Below are 16,216 nucleotides of genomic sequence, written 5' to 3' on the forward strand. Positions count from 1 at the left end.
TTTATTCAACTATTCCTCCCATCTTCGCAACTATTTCTCTTAGCTCCTTTTCACAAGATTCGAGTCTATTGAGGAGCTCTTCTCTATCTGGAGAACTGCCCGCAATCTGAACCTCTAGATATGGATCCCCCACTTCCCTACCTTTTGGATGAGTCTTTATATATAGATTATACTTCTTGACCCGAGAGATAACGTGTGGGGCTAACACGGATTCCATTATTCCCCTAGCTTTGAAAGACCTTTCCGCATAGACTACGCTTGGCCTTTTAACCAGATATCGATTCAGGAAATTCTCTAGAACGCTTTCCATTTCGCGAGGCACTCCAGGGGTTGCCAAAATTTCTGTGTGCCCTATCCGAAGATATATGCCGGGTGCTACTCCAGCATCGTTAGGAACTGGGACTGCTCCTTCAGGCATAAAGGCCATCTTCCTTCTTGCCGGCGTCACTTCTATCTCGCCGTACTTGCTCCTTATTTGGTCTAGGGCATCACTGTTCTCCACTAGTCCCCTCCCCAAACCTAGCGCTATACCCTCGGCGGTCCTATCATCGTAAGTTGGACCCAACCCTCCAGACACTACCAACAGTGCTGGGGACCTAGCTAGGACTTCTTTGACCACCGAAGCAATTTCCTCGACTTCGTCCATTACAGCTGTTATTCTCCTCACCACGAACCCCATGGAAGTGAGCCTACGTGCTATGTGAGTAGCGTTAGTATTTGTAGTGTGCCCGTTCAGAAGTTCGTTACCTACAGTCAGAACTTCCGCGTTCATCGACATAAGCTATAAAATCACCAAGAAAGTTATAGGCTTCATGGAGTTGGAGCGCTTCTTCTCAGAGCAAGTGAAAGCCATGAGGTCCTCAGAAATAAGGGACCTCCTGAAGATCACAGAGGGCAGGGAGGTAATTAGTCTCGCTGGCGGGCTTCCAGATCCTTCTACTTTCCCAAGAGAGGACATAAAGAAGATTGCGGAAGACATCATGGACAAGAATTGGGAACGGGCTCTGCAGTATACTGCCACAGGAGGAGTGGAGGAGTTCAAGAAACAACTGATTTCACTGTCCTCGCTTCGGGGAATATCTAAGATTAGAGAGGAAAACCTCTTCGTTACAGTGGGAAGTCAGGAGGCACTCTATATGCTGGCTAACTTGCTGATCGACCCAGGTGACCAGGTGGCGGTTGAGATGCCAACCTATCTAGCTGCTTTGAACGCGATGAGGCTCAGGAAACCTAACTTCCTCGGCGTGGAACTCACCGAAGAAGGTGCTAACCTCGACCAGTTGGAGGAACGTGCGAAGAAAACCAGAGGCAAGCTGAAGCTGTTCTACACAATTCCAACGGCACAGAATCCTGGAGGCGTTACAATGGGACTAGAAGGGAGGAAAAGGCTCCTGGAAATAGCCAGCGATTACGATTTCCTAGTAGTGGAGGACGATGCTTACGGATTCCTAGTTTTCGATGGGGATGCTCCTCCCTCTCTTAAGGCACTGGACACGGAGGGAAGGGTAATATACACTTCAACGTTCAGCAAGATCTTGGCCCCTGGCTTCAGGTTAGGCTGGGTGGTGGCAGAGCCCGAGGTGATCTCCAAGCTCGAAATGATGAAGCAAAACGTAGATCTACACACACCGTCCTTCACTCAATATATAGCAGCCGAGGCCATAAGACGAGGAGTCATACAGTCTAATTTCCCAAAGGTCAGGGCCATATACAAGAGGAAGAGGGATGTAATGCTAGATAGCCTAGAGGCCCATTTTCCAAAGAGCGCCAGCTGGAGTAGGCCTAAGGGTGGAATGTTCGTTTTTGCCAAGGTCTCGGAGAAGCTAGACACGGGAATCCTTCTGGAGGAGGCGTTGAGGAAGGGAGTGGCCTATGTGCCGGGTGCCAGTTTCTATCATGACTTCTCCGGAAGGAACACAATGAGACTAAACTTCAGCTTCCCGCCCGAGGAGAAGCTAAGAGAAGGAATAAGGATCTTGGGAGATCTCCTCAAGGAGAAATTGTAGATTTTCAAAAATATAGATTTTCTTCCCGCCTTTGGAATGCCCTTAACGCTCATTTTCTTCGCAATCTTTTCGTGGGACACGTCGAGGCGAACAGCGGTTAAGAGGGTCCACCTCTGTCTGGAAAGAACGTGAGGACCTTTGACTGCTGGGGGCAGTCGGGTGGCTCAGAAGACTCCCACATGAAAAATGGGACCCTCATTGCATAGCTCAGATCGCTAGAAAGAGAAAGGGAGGTATGCTGGATGCATCTCCCTTAGTCTTGTTAAGTCCTCGATCGAGCTAGGGAGGATGGTCGGTAACATCACTAATAGGTTTCCTGAAAAACTATGTGAACTACCCCTCCCTCGCGGACGGGGCATCTCGCGGTGGGGATTTCCTGCTTCCCGGAGGAACCTCGATCCCCGTCCGTAGCGGAGGTTCAGTGGAACCTTTCTGTGAACAGTACGGAAGGGGGATCACGGAGGGTTTCCTCTCCACGGGCGTGAGTTCCCCCGGTCCCGAGGGTGCAACCCAGCTCTCACAGTAGAGGTCGTAGAAATAGTATTTTGACAACCGTAAAGAGGTTTACATAAGGGGGCTGTCCGTCCCCACGGAAGGGGACTTTCGCTCCCTTAACCTCCGTAAGGTTAAATGAGGGCTTTTCGCCCCCTTAACCCTTCATTGTAAGTTAACGTTGGTACTCACCCTCAGTGAGCTTAAGAGCAGTGACGGTCTGCGAAAATGGACTAAGTTAAAGCTATATCTCCACCGTTAAGAGCGAGGTTCACTATTTCATTATTTTTACTTACTTTCATGAAGTCAAATGGTCTAGAATTTATATTGTATGGAGAGAACTATAGACCTCCTAGCTTGTAGAGGGCCCTTTTGAACTCTACCACCACGGCCGGCTTAGACGTAGGAATGGAGGCTAAGACGTCGTCCGAGAACCCCACAACCGACTCGAGTACCTTCGCGATCCTCTTAGAGCCAAGGAGGTGGGAAACGTAGGTCGATGGTTTGGGAAATATCTCTAGTGTGTTTTTGAAGAGGTTTAACGGCCAAGTCCTCGAAAACCTAGGTAGAATTACTCTAGGGGCATCTAGTGCAGATAGAGAACCCCGAATCCAACTCTTCATCGAAGAGAGAAGAATGGCATCCCAATCACCACTGATCTGTCCCACCTTCTCCACTCCCTCTAACGTCAGAGGCACAGAACCTTCTGTGAAGAGCCCCACCTTGGATGCCACATCTGGAAGGAGGGCCGCGGCCAACATGCCCGTCAGACCTCCTCCCACTATTAACACCTTGGAGTCCCTGACCTCAGATATGATCTGCTCAATCAGGCTTAGGTGAGGATAAAGTAAGTACTTCCAGTCTGCACTGTCTGGAACCTCGACCACTACATCGGATGGAACTAATGCTTCCTCTGCCATCACCCCGTCGATGTCGGTCCCGAGGCCACCGTAGGAGTTAGAGAAGGGAAAAACCAAAACCTTCTTACCTTCGAGCTTCTTTGAGACCTCTAACCCAGTAGCACTGACCCTAGCTAAGGCAGTAGTGCCAAGGATTCTCCATGGCTGAACCCATAGCAATCCCAAGAAGACCGCGTTCTCAACTCCATCTAATAATACCAACTCTGGAGAGACCAAGAGGTGGTCCCTTAATACCGGTCTCTTCACCACGTCCCTAGCGGTGATACTCTGGTCAAATATTATCGCCAACATCTATCTGCTCACCGACGTAACCTCTAATAAATGCGACTACGATTGTATAGTGTTGAAGATCCTGCACAACGTAAGTAAAGAAGGTAGGAGACAGATCCTAGAGATTCTTCTAAGAAAGAGAAGCAGAAGCGAGGTGGCCTCAATGTTGGGTGTGACTCCTGCTGCTATAACCAAGTACCTAAAGGGTAATACACATCCAAGCGACGAAGTCCTGAGGCGTTGCGTGGATTTCGCCGACGAGGAGGAGAGATTTGAGATCAAGAGAATAATTCTAGATGATATTACCTCATCACTTAAGGAGTTTCTTGGTGAAGAAGGAGAAGAAGAATTATCGATTATCCTTAAAAATCTTAAGGATAGGTCCTTGAAGCTCAAGGCTTGATACTCTAGGTCCCTCACTCCCTTCTTGGTTCGTAGAGAGGGCAGGCGATACATAGATCTGGGAACTTAATTACCGATACTCTCTTTGCTCCGTCTGTGATCTCCACGGCGTCCTGAGGAACACCTAACTTCTCAGGTTCACTAACGTGCCAGGCCCCGCATATCCCGCTGTTAACGTGCTTACACCTTCTAGATTTCCACAACCCTTGCGACTTCGCCACAGCCCTCCACGATAACTCTCTTTCTAACTGCAACACCATTGACTCCAACTTCTCTAGAGTCGCCTTCGACCCTGATAGGTCGCCTTGTTGTCTCTCCATGACTTCCTTAAGTGCCTTAATTTGCTCCTTTAGCGCACTTAGCTCACTCTCCAGCTCTGAGGCCGATACAAGTGACACACTTGAATACAAGCTCTCTTCTAAAGCTTCCACGAACATAAACTTCAACCATTTTACTCTTTTAAATACTCCTGCCAGAAAGATAGGGTGATACGTCTTGGTGAAGGAGGTTTACAGGGACAGGGTGAGAATACTAACAGAGCTGTGGGCAGACGTAAATAGAGAGTGGGAGACGATGGACAGGGAGGCCCTTCTAGAGGAACTCAGGAGGAGATATGAAGAGGAGAAAGTGAGGCCTCTCAGAGGGTTCAAGGCCGAGAACATTTATGAGAAGGAATTAATAACGTTCTACGTAGTAGGAAGAGATGGACTCGGCCTATTCGAAGAGTCCAAGGAGGTTTTCGAGAAATTACTCTATCAAGAGCTAAGATACGAGGAGATCGCCAGTAAAGTTCTTAGGAACTCTATGGATGAGATCAGGCCAATCGATGGAGACACCTTGTCTCGTGCGTTAAGACTCATCATGGTCAGAGTCCTTCTATCGTTCTCCAAAGAGGAGGAACTGTTTCAGGCCCTTAGGAACCTAGATGGAAGTGGAGATCCTGAGTTCACTCACACCGCTAAGAGCTTCTCTAGGTTCTACACCGCCTTCAAACTAGCCGAGAGTATGAGTGAGGGGGCGTTCAGAGACAGACTCAGCGTAGAGGCAGCTAAGAAGGCCATTGCCATAAGTATAGGAATTTCCTATCCTTCTCCTCGAAACAGCTACATAGCACTCATAGCCTCCGAGGTATTCAGAGTAAGTCATAAAGTACTTTCCAGGGTCCTCGAGCTAGAAGAGGCCGACAACAAATCTTTTTAGCTATCTACAATTATCATTTTGAGACCGTGCACAACCTTTCCCTCACTCAAAGGGAGATTCTCATTGCCCTAATCGACCTTTACAACAGACAGAAGAAATTGATAAAAAGCAAGGAAATAGCCGACGTGATATCAAAGGATGAGGGGACGGTTAGGAACATAGTTCTAAGCCTGAAGGTCCTTGGACTGATAGAGTCAAAGCCTGGCCCCAACGGAGGATACATGCCCACGTTAAAGGCCTACGAGGTAGTGAAGAACCCCAGCGTAACTCCAGTCTTCGATAAGTTGACGGTTTACAAAGGCTCCACAGAGACTGGAATCAAGGTGAATAACATCGAGCTCCTCGAGATCACTAATCCCTCGTCAAACAAGGTATTACTCGGAGTGAGCGGGGAACTCGGTAAACTGAAAGTAGGTGAAACTATTAGAGTCGGGCCGACACCCTACACTAGGCTGGTGATCGAAGGTCTGATAATTCATGTGGACGAGGAGAGGAGCCAGGTGCTGGCAGACCTGATAAGGATGGTGAGCATACCCAAGGAGAAGGTGAAGAACCTACTCAACAAGAGACTAATTACTTTGAGGCCTGACATGAGCCTGAAGGAGGCGGCTTCCATCTTCTACAGGGAGAAGATCAGGGGAGCTCCTGTAGTGGACGACAGGGGGAAGATAGCGGGAATAGTGACAACGGCAGACATGATAAGGGCAGTAATGGAGGAAAGAATAGAGGAGCCGGTGAAGTCCTTCATGCGTGGTGAGGTGATAACGATCAAGGCGGAGGACGATGTCCTAGACGCTGTCAGGAAAATGATAACATATGGCGTAGGGAGGTTACTCGTAGTGGACGAACAGGGAGGCCTAGTCGGAATAGTAACTAGAACAGACATTCTTAGGAAGATAGCAGGACTAGAGGGAATATGGGGAGTGTAAGAGAGAGATGCGGTCTAGTAGTTGGTGGAAAGTTCTACGAGCTCAACAACTTAGCGGGGACTGAGGGCGAGTTCCTAATGGACCCTGTGGAAGTATTGGCAATATCTAAGGGAAGAGAGATAGGGGCAATAGTTCATACCCATCGCTGGTCTCCACTTCCTAGCCGTAAGGATGTAGAAGGAATGATGGTGTGGAGAGTACCGTGGGTAATTTCAAGTCGAGGCCTCGTCAGAGGCTTCAGGCTCGTCGATACTAGTGTACTTGAGCTGGACGTCGAATCCCTTCTGTCTAAGGAAGTCTATGACCTTATCGTGAAGCTTTCTCAATAAGTCCCTCTTGTCCTCAGCTAGGACTATGTCCCCATACTCCTTGAGTAGCATGTTGTGGGCAAACGGGCTGGGAACGGAGTTCGGCCCCACGGCTTCCACCCTTATCTTCCCTTCCTTAATCCCAGAGAGCACCCACCTGGCCTTGGCGATGTCCATGTAATCCTCTAGTATTTCCCTTATAGTTTCTTTAAGTACGGGGAACTCGTCTAGCTCCTTGATCACGTCAAGTACTGCTTGGACTCTCATCTGTCTTCTGTCTATTCTGAGTTCTGTCCCCTTGTAGTTCCTCAGTATCATGAAAGACCTCTCGGCGCAGTGTCTGAACCTACGCTTAAGCATCTCAGTTCGCATTATAACCCTACTTAGGACCTCGTATAGACTTGAGGGGTCCAACTTCATTAAGGCCTGTTTGGGGTCGTAGTTGGCTTTCTCTGGGAGAGTTATCACGAACCCGTTGTCAGTGACGGACAACTTGACGTCTACTCCCAGGTCGTCAGTCACGACGCTAGCCACTGCCCTAGATAACGCGTCAACAGTTCTCCTACCGTACAGTGTGTGGAAAACTAGGTTCCTCCTACCTTCTTCATCATCGTAGACCTCTATTAGAACGAGATCATCCTTTGGTACCAACCCGCCGGTGAACAAATATTCCTCCAAGATGTACCTATATATGGAGCGCGCTGCCCAGCTTGACACTTTGTAACTTGACTGGAGGTAGGAGACTACCTCTTCCTCGTCCTTTCCTTGCTTTATCATGTCGGCGATCGTCCCCCTGAACTTGCCCACCTCTAGAGCGGAGTCGAACGCAAGAGGAAGCATCTCTGAAAACCAACTGGGTACCGTCGGCCTCTGCCCCTCCGCGTCTCGCACCAGTATACCTTGCCCTCCCCTGCTTCCCAAGAACTCGTACGTTCTTCCACCCAGTACAAATATGTCACCAGGCGTAAGTAACTCAACGAACTCCTCTTCCAAGTTCCCCACATACTTCCTTCTTTCTGTGAAGACGGGTACGTGGGCTTGATCCGGTATGGTGCCACTATTCATGTAATACATCATTCTGAGAAGTCCCTTAGGCCTCACCTTTCCGTTCTCATCTATTCTCAATTTAGCGTAAATCTTCCTCTCCTCGAGTCCGAATTTGCCGAGGAGGTAGTTCAGAACGACATCGAAATCCTCACGAGAGAGGGTGGAGAAGTTGTAACTTCTCCTCACAAGGTTATAGAGTTCGTCTGCTGTGAGAGGCTCAATTAAAGAGCTTAGCATTATGACCTGGGACAAGACATCCAAAGGATTCATTGGTATGTGGACGCTATCTATCTTTCTGTCACGGGCGAGCTGGGCCAAGACCGAACACTCAACTAAGTCGTCCCTGTCGACTACTATTATCCTGCCTTTGCTCTCCCTGCGAATGTGGTGGCCAGCTCTTCCTATTCTTTGAAGTAGCCTACTCACACTCTTAGGACTACCTAGAAGAACCACTAAGTCCAAATATCCTATGTCTATTCCTAGTTCGAGGCTTGTGGAGGAAATAACGGCCTTGAGTTCCCCTCTTTTCAACTTCTCCTCAACTTCCAATCTGATGTCCCTACTCAGACTACTGTGGTGAACGCCTATCTCCTCTGGGGTTATTACACCATCTAAGGCCTTGGCCAACTTGTATGCTACTCTCTCAGTGGCGCTCCTAGTGTTGGTGAAAACTAAAGTGGTCCTATGCCTCCTTATGAGGTCCGCCATGGTTTTATATATCCCGCTCTGCACTTCGCCCTCGTCGGCCCTAACTAAGTCTCTAACTGGCGAGACGACCCTAATGTCGGCGGGCTTGACAAATCTAGCGTCAACGATCTCCACATCTTTCCCTCCCAAGTACTTAGCTACCTCAGTGAGGGGTGAAACGGTTGCGCTCAGGCCTATTCTCACTACTGCCCGCCTTACAACCAAAGACTCGTAGACTTCGATTAGTCCTGATAAGTGAGCTCCCCTCTTGTTGCTGGCCAACTCATGGATCTCGTCCACTATGAGCCATTTGACGTTGGATATTACCTGTCTGAACCTTGGGGAGGCCAAGGCTATACCGAAAGACTCGGGCGTAGTTATGAGGATGTGGGGAGGGGTGCGCAACATCTTCTGTCTTTGATAGCTGGGTGTGTCCCCAGTTCTCACAGCCACCCTTATCTCGGGAATTGAAGCAGCAGAACGTATCTCCATTAAGGGCTCTAGGAGGTTTCTTCGCATGTCGTTCCCTAGTGCCCTTAATGGAGATACGTAAAGGGCGTAGACTCTGTCCTCAAGCTTACCACTCTCTCCTAACGCGAAGAGTTCATCCAAAACTGCCAAGAATGCGGAAAGTGTCTTTCCAGTACCTGTTGGACTGGAAATTAGAACGTTTCTCCCTTGCTTTATCAAAGGTATAGCAGCACGTTGTGGGGGAGTGAAGGTCCCGTACTTTCTAGAGAACCAAGAGGAAACGTAAGGCCTGAGGGTAGATAGGATTTCCTGATCCTCCCTAGTAACTCTGGGGACGCTCATTATTAGACAAGTGTACAGACTCACTCGGTTTAAAAGAAAGAATACGCATTACTCCCTGAGGTGCTTATATGGAGTGTAGAGGTAAGGGAAAGCGTAGTATAGAAGCCAAAGGCCAGGCAGGAACTCAAACCTCATGATATAAACTATAGAGGAGGCAAGGAAAGCTGCTCCGAATAAGAGCATGACGTAAACTATCCTCGTCCTCTCCGGTCTCCCCTTCGGAGTCACGACGTATTTCCTTCTTTTGCTAAAGGCTCTAAGAGTCCACATAAATATGAAAGGCGATATTGCCACAGTGTATGCGCTTAGTCTTCCTAGTCCTAGTAAAGAGTCCCTCCAGCCGAATCCTTCTCTTCTAGAGAGTGCGAACACAAAGGAGCTGTAAATGCCCAGTAGGATGAGCCAGATGGTAAGTAAGGCTGCGAAAACGTAACCGAAATTCTGCCAAGGGGAGAGCACAGCCAATACAATTGCCCCAATAAAGGTTGTAACCACGGGGATGTATTGCATCATGTAGAAGAGGAGGTCTAGCTTCTGAATCAGCGTAGTCTCGCTATTCATTAACTCACCTAATTTCCTAGAGAGAACCTCCATACTACCCATAGCCCACCTAGTCTGCTGTACGTAGTAAGCACGTAAGTTGTCTGGGACCTCTACCAACACCTCGCCCTCACTGGCACAGATCTTCATCCCCCTTGATATCATTCTCGCTCCAAGATCTAGGTCGTCCTGTATAACGTCGGGATCCCAGCCTTTAACAATGAGCAATGAAGTCCTGCGGTATATAGTACCACTGCCTACGGGAAATATCTTCATCCCTGATAGATACCTGCCCAGTAGGAGGGAAGTGGAGCCAAAGCTCGTTGTTGTTATCAGTGCCTTAGCGAGTACGGAGTCTGAGTTGCTGTACCCCTTCCAGGTTAATGTGACTGCATCACACTGTTCCCGTTCCATTTTGCTCACAGCCTTTGCTATGGAGCCTGGCAGGACCCTGGAGTCAACGTCTAAAGTCAGTATCAACTCGCCCTTAGTCTTCCAGAGTCCATAGGCCAAGGCAGCACTCTTGTACCCTCTCCTCTCCTCCCTACGTAAGAGGTGAACCTCTAGCCCAGGAGGAATCCTCAATTCCCGCGTTAGGGAATCGAAGGTTGTAGGATCGTCGTCCGAGACGACCACCACCTCTAACTTGTCCAATGGGTAATTAGAAGAAGAGAGGTTCTCTAAAAGTCCGTTCAATGTCTCAACGTTCTCACCCTTCACTGGAACTATCACTGACAGTGTTGGCCACCTGGGCTGAGGCGAATCTTCTTCACGCCCCTTCACTCCTCGCACATAGTATAAGGACTGTCCAGCCCAGAGACCTATAGGAGGCAGGAAGAGCAGTAAGGAGATTAGGAGGCCGGGGCTCATGTAATGGGTACAGGATCGTGCTGGATTATAAAGTCATAGACGTGTCTCGTAGTCTTTGGTGGGAAGACTAGCCCTTTCCTAGCCACCGAAATTACGTCTTCCTTAGAGAGTGAGGGTGGTTCCAACTCTCCCCTCTCTACAACCTTCACTACCCTAACATTGAGGGTCGAGAGGAAACGTTCAACCCAATGTAAACGCCAGAAGAGAATGTAAGAGGAGGAGCCGCACATTTCCACTCTCCCCAGCCTAGCGCACCACTTTCCTCTAGAGGAATTTGCCCTCATTAACTGCCTAGCCACCTGTGGGTTGCTCACGTTCCTGTACCACTTTCCTACCTTTACACTGCTCTCCCTATAGTCTACCAACAGAGCTGGCACTCTGTCTAACCCGAGCGAAATCGCTACAGCCCTTCTATGATGGCCGTCCAACAGTAGGTCGGTGTTCCAGTCAACTATTAGAGGTGTCATCCGCCTAGAGGCCAATACCGCCTTCTCCACTCTGGCGAACACTGCGAGATCTACGTCCTCGTGGGGTAGAAGACGTCTTGGACTCACCCACCTGAGCTCTCGCGTAGTCACAGCAGTTGGATAGGGGACACCTATCGCATAAAGGTTTGCCGGCCTTGCAAATGTTTCTTCCATGTTGTATGAGAACTAGGTGTAACCTGAGATACTCGTTTTCTATAACTAAGGAAGATAAGGCCTTAGATATGGCGGTATAGGTGGGATTCTCGCCTACCATGCCCAGCCTTATCGATATTCTCCTAATGTGGGTATCAACTGGAAAGAAGGGATATCCTCTACACGTCAAAAGAACAACGTCGGCTGTCTTCTCCCCAACCCCTGGCATTGAAGTGAGCTCCTCTCTCGCTCGCTCCGGAGGGTAATTGAGTACGACGTTCAAGTCGCCGCCATACTTATCCAAAACAATTTTGGATATTTCTTTAAGTCTAACACTTTTAAGCCTATGGAGTCCCGCCACCCTAAGGGCTTCCTCCAAGAGTCCCAAGCTGGCCTCATAGATCTTAGAGGGAGTGACACCGACCTTCAGCTCCAACGAGTAATACGCCCTGAAGGCTGACTTGTCCGTGGAGTTCTGAGAGAGAATAGTGGCCACAAGCACCTTGAATGGGTCTCTACTCTCTAACCAGACCTTAAGAGATATGAAGTCCTTAGGCTCTAGGTTATAGTAGTGCAACAACCGCATTAAGGCCGAACTATCGCAAACCAACTGATCACCTCAGTGGGGCCGGCGGGATTTGAACCCACGACCACCAGGGCCCAAGCCTGGCATCCTACCAAGCTAGACGACGGCCCCATTGGCTCGATAACCCGTCTGAATTTAACCTTATCGGATGTACATCTCAACTCTCCTGAACTACCCACCCTTACAGATTTAACTTCTCTAGATGAGATCTACTTCTAGGAAACGACTCCGATCCTCCTTTATCAATGGGCGCTGGTTCTTCGAGTCTCTCCGCAATTCTCCAGATGAAGGTTACAGAGTTTGCCCTCCATCTAGGCCAACCCCAGTCGAGAGAGTAAGACCAAGCACCTGCAACTGGGCCCTAAATAACTTTATTCGTGAGGAAAACGTTTCTATGATGGCCATCCCTCACGGAATGGGACTTTCGTCTCCTAACCATGATTATTAAGGTTAAAAGCGAAATTTCGCCTCCTCTACCTAATAACGATCACTGTCGTCTGTAGGTACACTGCAATCAACGCAAAGATCAACTCAATTCCCCACAGGACACCCACCACCTGTGGTTCACTGAACCTTCCCATCTTCATCACTATGTGGGTCAAGGATTGAGGTTTACCAGTCCAAGAGAGCTTTCCGTTAGGTTGAGGGATGCCGAATGATATCCCTCTGAACTTCGTTCTAGCCTTCAGAACGAACTCCAGAACGTAAGGTACATAGAGGACAGCCAACGCCGTGAGCATGTAACCTGATATCCCTAGGGCTCCTAGCAATGCCCCTATGAAGTAAGTACCAACGTTGCCGGGGAAAACCTTAGCCGGATACCTGTTAAAAACCAGGAAACCAACTAGACAGGCTATAAGTACCGTTGAAAGCAGCCCAGCGACCTGCGGATAACCGTGCTGCCTAAGACCAATGAAGGCGAATGCAGCAGCCATCACTATTCCCATTCCGGCCGAAAGGCCGTTGAGCCCCTCGAGCATATTGAAAGCGTTGGAAGTGATTGTCAAAGCAGCAGGAACAACAAGCACGTAGTAGACTAGGCCGAAGTTCACCGGTCCCACAAAGGGAATAGAAATTGTGGAGTGACCTAGGCTAGCCAAGGATATGGGGACGGCAGCAAAGAGAGGAGTGAAGGCCCTTACTGACTGCCTTATATTCAAGAAGTCGTCCAGGACTCCGAGGAAACCGACTAAAAGAGAAGTTAGGAGTATCGGCTCTACGATTAGTGAAAAGGAGAAGTTAAGAGCGAGAAGTGCGAAGGAGCCGGCGACAAATCCCGCCACTATACCCACCCCCCCGAGGAGGGGGACGTCGGGCTTGTCGACCTTGTTAATATCCTTCCCCGTTAGACCATGGGCCTTTGACGCATTTATCACCCACATAGTCGAAAGTATCGCAACGAACAGGGCAACCGAATCAGAGACTAATACGTATAACCATTTCACTTCCTTCGCCTCACTACTAGGGTCGCTAGATCCCTGAGGAATTGTGCCTGGGGCCCCGACGCAATGTTCAGTGAATCAAGGGCAGAGAGTGACTTGTTAGAATACTCCTCTGCCAGTTTCAGCGCATAGTTTAGAGACAGATCACGTAACACGTTGGCGGCTGCAGCCAACTCATCTCTCGAGCTAGACCTATTTCCTAGGGCGGTTAGGATGATCTTTCTCTGTCGTTCTGACCCTTCATGAAGCGCCTTTATCACTAGTATGGTCTTCTTCCCTTCCCTTATGTCACTGAAAACAGGCTTACCTAGCTCCTTTTCGTCTCCTGTGAGGCCCAAGATGTCGTCCGCTATCTGAAACGCTATGCCCAAGTTGATCCCATATTCCCTAAGCTTTCTTAACTTGTCCTCATCCGCCTCAGCCAACACTCCTCCCAACTCTGCTGACGTAGCGAATAGCTCTGCCGTCTTCTTAGAAATCATATCGATATACTCAGCCTCGGTAACGTCACTCCTGGACTCAAACTCCATGTCTTTAGCCTGTCCCTCTGATATGACCACAACCGCCCTAGTAAGCGTGTCAAGTGCTCTTAGGACTGTCTCGCTACTCTTGCCTCGCAGGGCCATCTGGATCAATTGATACGACTTAACGTGAAGCAGGTCTCCCGCCAATATGGCCATGGGAACTCCCCATAGGACATGAACAGTAGGCTTGCCCCTTCTAAGCTGGTCCTGATCCATTATGTCGTCGTGGACTAAGGTAAAGGAGTGAAGAACTTCCACCGAAGCTCCAGCGTAGAGCGCTTTCTCCCTCTCGCCTCCCAATATATCGCTCACTGCTACGAGGATCAGCGGACGGAGCCTCTTTCCTCCTCCTAGTAAGGTGTGTCTGGCTGCCTCATAGAGCGGTCCTCTGCCCTCTAAAACAGAGAGCATTGTCGCATCTACTTGTTTTATTAGTTCGTCGACATAGGACTGGTAGTTCAAGCTCTACCGGCCCTGACTTTTGTGTACACAGATAAATCTAACCCTCTCGACGTTACCCAGTCCCTGAGTTTCCCGCTTATTACTAGGGGAGTCTTCTTGATGTCACGTACGTCTTTCGCCCCTACGAGGAAGGAAGCCACTTTGAGTTGAAACTTGAAGTCCTCCACAAACTCACCGAGGGCCTCGGCCCCTTTCACGGCGGCCCTCATCGCTGGTAAAGCCATCCCTACTAGGTCAGCCCCTAGAGCAAGGGCTTTAGCTCCATCCAGACCGTTCCTAATTCCCCCACTACCTATGATAAATGAATCAGGGGCCGCGAATCTAGTCTCAATTATAGAAGCAGCAGTAGGAACGCCCCAACCCTTGAACACGTCGGCGCTCCTCCATTTCCAGTTCCCCCTTCGTCTGCCCCTGAACATTTCGACGGCAACCCAGCTAGTGCCCCCAGCACCCTGTACGTCAAAGTGAGTCACACCTACTCTCCTAAGCTTAGAAACCGTCTCCATGGCCAGACCAGTCCCAGTTTCCTTCACTATCACAGGGACACCTAGTGACTTAATCACTTCGCTTAACACGGTTAATAGTCTATCCGAGTAGTCTGGCTCCCCCTCAGGCTGAAAGACCTCCTGAGCAGGGTTGAAGTGCACCGCTATTGCGTCCGCCTCGACCATTGAGATCGCTTCCTCGAGTTCTCGGACTCCGTAACCTCGTAGTAGTTGTGGGGCTCCTATGTTGGCAATTACTGGAATATCCCTCGCTATCCTTCTAACTACGGCGAAGCTCTCTCTGGTCTCGGATCTTTCTAGTGCTACCCTTTGACTCCCAACGCCCATTGCTATTCCGGTCTTTTCCGCTGCCGTAGCTATGATTGAGTTGAGTCTGCCAAGCTCCTCAGTTCCACCTGTCATTCCAGAGATAACGATCGGGGCTGATATTTTCTTCCCGAGAAAATTTGTCGATATGTCGATCTCCTCAAATGAGAGCCCAGGTAATGCCTGATGGACCAGATCAACATCGTCGAACATAGTATTGACGTGTCCTTCAACGTCCTCGTAAAGGCAAATTTCCACATGTTCCGCTTTACGATTAACTATTGAAAACCTAGGTCACCCAGCCAATATGGAGAAGGTTTCCTCAAAAGTGTTTCTAGCTTGGGTCTTTTCTCTCATTGACTCATTCAACAATCTTAACTGACTTCCTCCCCGCCCTGGAAGGGACGAGGGTTCCCTCCCAGAGGGATCGTCGTTCCCACCATCGGTTCGGGTTTACATGTCTCGTTTGGTGGGCAGTCGAGTGGATCAGAGATCCACTCCGATCTGAAGAGGAGGGGACTTTCATCGCAAAGCTCTAGTCCCTTAAGAGAAGGAGATAATAGCTGCTCCTCCCTCAGTCCCATTAAACCTTAGATCGAGCTGGGGAGGAGCGTCGTTAGTACCACTAAGAGAAATTTTAACAAAGAAGTATAAATATGAGGGGGCTATCCGTCCCCGCCGTGAAAGGCGAGACTTTACGCCCCCTCAACCCCCCTCTCTGTAAGAAACTTCTCGATATTACAAAGATTCGACCAGCCGCCTCACCGCTTATCCTCCTGATCTGGCGCCGCGGGGAGGACTCGAACCTCCGACCGCCGGGTTAACAGCCCGGCGCTCTACCGACTGAGCTACCGCGGCCCGACGACGGTGATTCCCCACCACTTAAAAAATTTGCCTTGTTAGCTTTCCTGCTTCCCCTTGAGCTCAGAGGCCTTCTTTACAATCTCGTCAACTATGTCCTTCCCTTGGCCTGGGTCAATAATGGCGACCGCTGCAGCTGGAACTTGAAGGCCAGCTGCCTCCCCGAGGGACTTCTTTGAGGGCACGAATATATATGGTATCTTCTTCTCATCACATAGAATAGGAAGGTGCATCACTATCTCTTCTGGTTGGACGTCTTCTGCTATGACCACCAACTTGGCGTGGGTCCTTTCCACGGCCTTGGTGGCCTCATTGGTTCCCTTCTTTATCTTCCCTGTCTCCTTCGCCCTCTTAACTGCCTCCAAGATCCTGTCGACTAGCTCCTGGGGAACCTCAAACTTCACGTAGGCTGGCTTGGACATTTC

16 protein-coding genes and 2 tRNA genes are annotated in these 16,216 nt (G+C 49.5%); 4 read left to right on the forward strand and 14 right to left on the reverse strand.

Annotated elements, in window-relative coordinates; all coding sequences use genetic code 11:
- Position 1: 1 nt before the first annotated feature.
- Positions 2–778, reverse strand: a complete 777-nt coding sequence (locus HS1genome_RS11245; protein WP_229768190.1) for a nicotinamide mononucleotide deamidase-related protein — start codon at positions 776–778, stop codon at positions 2–4.
- Positions 779–812: 34 nt separating this feature from the next.
- Between HS1genome_RS11245 and HS1genome_RS11250 the strand changes: the two genes are divergently transcribed.
- A complete protein-coding gene (locus HS1genome_RS11250; protein ID WP_126451135.1) occupies positions 813–2,006 on the forward strand; it encodes an aminotransferase-like domain-containing protein in 1,194 nt (397 codons plus the stop codon).
- Positions 2,007–2,839: 833 nt separating this feature from the next.
- On the opposite strand, the gene HS1genome_RS11255 is transcribed toward HS1genome_RS11250, so the two are convergent.
- Positions 2,840–3,709: an MDR/zinc-dependent alcohol dehydrogenase-like family protein gene (locus tag HS1genome_RS11255; RefSeq protein WP_126451136.1), complete on the reverse strand. Its 870-nt coding sequence runs from the start codon at positions 3,707–3,709 to the stop codon at positions 2,840–2,842.
- A gap of 49 nt (positions 3,710–3,758) precedes the next feature.
- Here HS1genome_RS11255 and HS1genome_RS11260 point away from each other — a divergent pair, with 49 nt between their 5' ends.
- Complete coding sequence (locus HS1genome_RS11260; RefSeq protein WP_232018766.1) at positions 3,759–4,091, forward strand: helix-turn-helix domain-containing protein; 333 nt, start codon at positions 3,759–3,761, stop codon at positions 4,089–4,091.
- Positions 4,092–4,104: 13 nt separating this feature from the next.
- On the opposite strand, the gene HS1genome_RS11265 is transcribed toward HS1genome_RS11260, so the two are convergent.
- Positions 4,105–4,500: a hypothetical protein gene (locus HS1genome_RS11265; protein ID WP_126451137.1), complete on the reverse strand. Its 396-nt coding sequence runs from the start codon at positions 4,498–4,500 to the stop codon at positions 4,105–4,107.
- Between the two features lie 85 nt (positions 4,501–4,585).
- Here HS1genome_RS11265 and HS1genome_RS11270 point away from each other — a divergent pair, with 85 nt between their 5' ends.
- Together HS1genome_RS11270 and HS1genome_RS11275 are read left to right on the forward strand one after the other, a co-directional pair.
- A complete protein-coding gene (locus HS1genome_RS11270; RefSeq protein ID WP_126451138.1) occupies positions 4,586–5,290 on the forward strand; it encodes a DUF2192 domain-containing protein in 705 nt (234 codons plus the stop codon).
- A gap of 26 nt (positions 5,291–5,316) precedes the next feature.
- The gene (locus HS1genome_RS11275) at positions 5,317–6,219 is read left to right on the forward strand and encodes a CBS domain-containing protein (RefSeq protein ID WP_126451139.1); all 903 of its coding nucleotides are present in this window, start codon (positions 5,317–5,319) and stop codon (positions 6,217–6,219) included.
- A 212-nt stretch (positions 6,220–6,431) separates the two neighbouring features.
- On the opposite strand, the gene HS1genome_RS11280 is transcribed toward HS1genome_RS11275, so the two are convergent.
- The 11 genes from HS1genome_RS11280 to rpl7ae form a co-directional block, all read right to left on the reverse strand.
- Positions 6,432–9,074: an ATP-dependent helicase gene (locus tag HS1genome_RS11280; RefSeq protein ID WP_126451140.1), complete on the reverse strand. Its 2,643-nt coding sequence runs from the start codon at positions 9,072–9,074 to the stop codon at positions 6,432–6,434.
- Positions 9,075–9,122: 48 nt separating this feature from the next.
- Positions 9,123–10,484, reverse strand: a complete 1,362-nt coding sequence (locus tag HS1genome_RS11285; protein ID WP_126451141.1) for a glycosyltransferase family 2 protein — start codon at positions 10,482–10,484, stop codon at positions 9,123–9,125.
- A complete protein-coding gene (locus HS1genome_RS11290) occupies positions 10,481–10,993 on the reverse strand; it encodes a ParB N-terminal domain-containing protein (RefSeq protein WP_158613825.1) in 513 nt (170 codons plus the stop codon). Before HS1genome_RS11290 ends, HS1genome_RS11285 begins: the two co-directional genes overlap by 4 nt.
- Positions 10,956–11,714: an endonuclease III domain-containing protein gene (locus HS1genome_RS11295; RefSeq protein WP_229768189.1), complete on the reverse strand. Its 759-nt coding sequence runs from the start codon at positions 11,712–11,714 to the stop codon at positions 10,956–10,958. The genes HS1genome_RS11290 and HS1genome_RS11295 overlap by 38 nt, the downstream gene beginning before the upstream one ends.
- Positions 11,715–11,727: 13 nt before the next feature.
- Positions 11,728–11,801 (reverse strand) — tRNA-Pro (locus HS1genome_RS11300).
- Between the two features lie 362 nt (positions 11,802–12,163).
- Positions 12,164–13,135, reverse strand: coding sequence for an MraY family glycosyltransferase (locus tag HS1genome_RS11305; RefSeq protein ID WP_229768188.1), 972 nt, complete (start codon positions 13,133–13,135; stop codon positions 12,164–12,166).
- Entirely contained in the window at positions 13,132–14,067 is a 936-nt protein-coding gene (locus HS1genome_RS11310) for a polyprenyl synthetase family protein (protein WP_373286774.1), read from the reverse strand. The genes HS1genome_RS11305 and HS1genome_RS11310 overlap by 4 nt, the downstream gene beginning before the upstream one ends.
- 47 nt (positions 14,068–14,114) lie before the next feature.
- Positions 14,115–15,212, reverse strand: a complete 1,098-nt coding sequence (fni, locus tag HS1genome_RS11315) for a type 2 isopentenyl-diphosphate Delta-isomerase (RefSeq protein WP_126451144.1) — start codon at positions 15,210–15,212, stop codon at positions 14,115–14,117.
- Between the two features lie 92 nt (positions 15,213–15,304).
- Positions 15,305–15,514 (reverse strand): hypothetical protein, encoded by a 210-nt coding sequence (locus HS1genome_RS13245; RefSeq protein ID WP_126451145.1) that lies wholly within the window; start codon positions 15,512–15,514, stop codon positions 15,305–15,307.
- A gap of 198 nt (positions 15,515–15,712) precedes the next feature.
- A tRNA-Asn gene (locus tag HS1genome_RS11325) sits at positions 15,713–15,788 on the reverse strand.
- Positions 15,789–15,829: 41 nt separating this feature from the next.
- Entirely contained in the window at positions 15,830–16,213 is a 384-nt protein-coding gene (rpl7ae, locus tag HS1genome_RS11330) for a 50S ribosomal protein L7Ae (protein WP_126451146.1), read from the reverse strand.
- Between the last annotated feature and the right edge of the window lie 3 nt (positions 16,214–16,216).

Origin of the sequence: Sulfodiicoccus acidiphilus (assembly GCF_003967175.1) — an archaeon.
GTDB lineage: Archaea > Thermoproteota > Thermoprotei_A > Sulfolobales > Sulfolobaceae > Sulfodiicoccus > Sulfodiicoccus acidiphilus.

Coding starts and splice junctions, on each gene's coding strand:
- HS1genome_RS11310 (WP_373286774.1), bottom strand. CDS start 14,067: ATGCTCTCTGTTTTAGAGGGCAGAGGACCGCTCTATGAGGCAGCCAGA.
- HS1genome_RS11250 (WP_126451135.1), top strand. CDS start 813: ATGGAGTTGGAGCGCTTCTTCTCAGAGCAAGTGAAAGCCATGAGGTCC.
- HS1genome_RS13245 (WP_126451145.1), bottom strand. CDS start 15,514: ATGGGACTGAGGGAGGAGCAGCTATTATCTCCTTCTCTTAAGGGACTA.
- HS1genome_RS11280 (WP_126451140.1), bottom strand. CDS start 9,074: ATGAGCGTCCCCAGAGTTACTAGGGAGGATCAGGAAATCCTATCTACC.
- HS1genome_RS11255 (WP_126451136.1), bottom strand. CDS start 3,709: ATGTTGGCGATAATATTTGACCAGAGTATCACCGCTAGGGACGTGGTG.
- rpl7ae (WP_126451146.1), bottom strand. CDS start 16,213: ATGTCCAAGCCAGCCTACGTGAAGTTTGAGGTTCCCCAGGAGCTAGTC.
- HS1genome_RS11245 (WP_229768190.1), bottom strand. CDS start 778: ATGTCGATGAACGCGGAAGTTCTGACTGTAGGTAACGAACTTCTGAAC.
- HS1genome_RS11285 (WP_126451141.1), bottom strand. CDS start 10,484: ATGAGCCCCGGCCTCCTAATCTCCTTACTGCTCTTCCTGCCTCCTATA.